The 2368-nt window shown below is 44.2% G+C and carries 2 protein-coding genes; both read left to right on the top strand.

Annotated features, from left to right (window positions below; all coding sequences use genetic code 11):
• Nucleotides 1-142 precede the first annotated feature (142 nt).
• A complete protein-coding gene (locus R7O12_RS23700; RefSeq protein WP_021486610.1) occupies nucleotides 143-1072 on the top strand; it encodes a phosphate/phosphite/phosphonate ABC transporter substrate-binding protein in 930 nt (309 codons plus the stop codon).
• The coding region (locus R7O12_RS23695; protein WP_318126477.1) for a sensor domain-containing diguanylate cyclase at nucleotides 1072-2368 on the top strand (1297 nt) is incomplete at its 3' end. The genes R7O12_RS23700 and R7O12_RS23695, both read left to right, overlap by 1 nt.

Genomic DNA, 2368 nt, shown 5'->3' with positions numbered 1-2368 from the left:
TATTTGAAAGATACGTGACCGAGTCACTTTTTGAGTTCTAACTCAATAATTACTGAATGATTGTGCGCTTCGTTGAAGTGCAATTTGCTTTTATTATGAATCTTGTCGTTCAAGAACACATACCCAAGGATGTTGACGCCGGATGAAACCTGCCTGCACACTCTTACTGCTTGCTTCTTTAAGCTCCCCCTTTCTTGCTAGTGCTCAACCCGTCAATGACCTCGTATTTACCGTAGGTATCGTTTCCGACAAAGCAAAAAGTAAAATCAAAAAAGCAACACCCTTTGCTCAATATGTGTCCGGAAGGCTGAATCACCTCGGTTATACCTCTGGGTCGGTACAAGTCTTCAACAACTATGGACAACTTGCAGTTGCTCTCAAAAATGGCAGCGTTCAAATTGCAACAGCTACACCGTTTAACGCCGTAACCCTAGAACGAGAATCTAACAGCCAAGTGCTCGCCGTAAGGTGGAAAAAGGGACTCGAAAAATACCACTCTGTATTTTTCACCCATCAAGACAGTGGCATTCATTCCTTGGCCGATCTGCGCGGCAAAACGCTCATTTTCGAGAGTCGCAACTCCACCAGTAGCTTTTACTTACCTGCCATTACATTGCTCAACCAAGGCGAAAAATTAGAATACCTTCGCTCTATAGATGATCACCCAACGAAAGGCCGTATCGGCTATTTGTTTTTGGATGAACATTTGGAACAATCCAACGAAATCAACCTATCCGTTTGGGTGTATAAACAGCGCGTTGCCGCCGGGGCGTTCAGTAATTTCAACTGGAACAACCCAAAAGATTTGCCAGAAAACATGAAGGAAAAACTGACCATTTTCCATAACTCGGTGGAGATCCCGCGTGATTTGGTTTTAGCGTCGCCTACTTTGAGCCAATCGACCAAAAATGAAATTACATCGATTTTATTGAAAATGGATGCCTCACCAGAAGGTTTGCATGCCTTGGATGTATTCCAAAATACCAAGCGCATATCAGCACTCACGCCAGATATGGCAACGTCTCTCGACACGGTTCGAAAGTCTGTTAACTTGCTACCAAAGGCAAACTGATGCTGAACAAACTTTCGCTAGAAACCAAGTACATTTTCGCGACCATCTCCGTCGTTGTTTTGGTGGTTGTGGTCAACCTTGTACTTTACATGCATGGCTACGACACATACTCAAACAATCTCGCGCAGCAGATTACGCAAAATTCTCAAGATAAGACGGAATCCTACGTCAAACAAAAAGGATTAGTGTACGCGGAGTTGTTGTCTAAGCAGCTGTTTGATCCGCTTTACAACGATAACATCAGCCAAGTCTATGGACAGATTACGGCAACCTTAAGCCAACCGGACGTATCAAAAATCCATGTTGTAGATAACGATGGACTTGTATTCCACGACGGTACACCTCAGCTTGCCATGTTTGCTCAGCCCCACTACCGCTCAGACTTTATTCTTAAGGCAATTGAACAAGAACGTGTCCAAGTCGCTCTATCTAGAGAACAACTGGAAATTGCCGCGCCTATTCACCAATCAGATGTGACGCTTGGAGCCGTATATTTGGAGCTCAACCTTGCCCATTTATTAGAAGAAAAAGAGCAAAACATTGCACAAGTTGCAGCGATAACGTCTAAAGATAAACACAACATGTTTATTTTGCTGCTGGCAATCAGCATTATTTCTATCTTCATGGGTAGCTTATTCGCGTTTGCCGTAGGTCGATCGTTGGTGAAACCAATCAAACAGTTGAGTGAACAGTTTTCGGAATTTGATACCCAAGCACTTCCAGTTACCGATATTCAACGCAAAGATGAAATTGGTGAGCTGATTACTGCCTATAACAAGATGTCTAACAAGGTAAACACCTACACAACCCGTGTTGAGTTCATGGCCTATCACGACATTCTGACTTCGCTTTCTAATCGTGAAAAGCTGCTGATTGATCTTCAAGAACAAATCAGCGCCAAGCGAGCGCCAGCGCTTGCCGTCCTATTTGTCGATTTGGATGATTTTAAGCACATCAACGACAACTACGGCCACAATGTTGGGGACAAATTACTGGTGCACCTTTCCGCGTTATTAAGGAATGAACTGCCAATTTATATCGAACCAGATTATCGACCATGGATACTCGCAAGCCGCGTTGGGGCGGATGAGTTTGTCGTCGTATTCCCTTGCAACAACAGCTTAGAAGCGCGCGAGATTGCCAACCAAATTCATAGACAAGTGCTATCGCCATTGAGGCTCGACAGTCACAATATCCGCTTAACCACCAGCCTTGGTGTCGCGGTATATCCAGAGTTTGGTTGTAACGCAGATTCGTTGCTGCAACTTTCATCCCTTGCCGCACAAGAATCAAAAC

Source organism: Vibrio sp. Vb1574, from assembly GCF_033338675.1.
This window is presented reverse-complemented; position numbering and strand designations above follow the sequence as displayed.

Excerpts from the sequence above, each read along its gene's own strand:
- R7O12_RS23700 (WP_021486610.1), top strand. The coding sequence starts at position 143 with ATGAAACCTGCCTGCACACTCTTACTGCTTGCTTCTTTAAGCTCCCCC.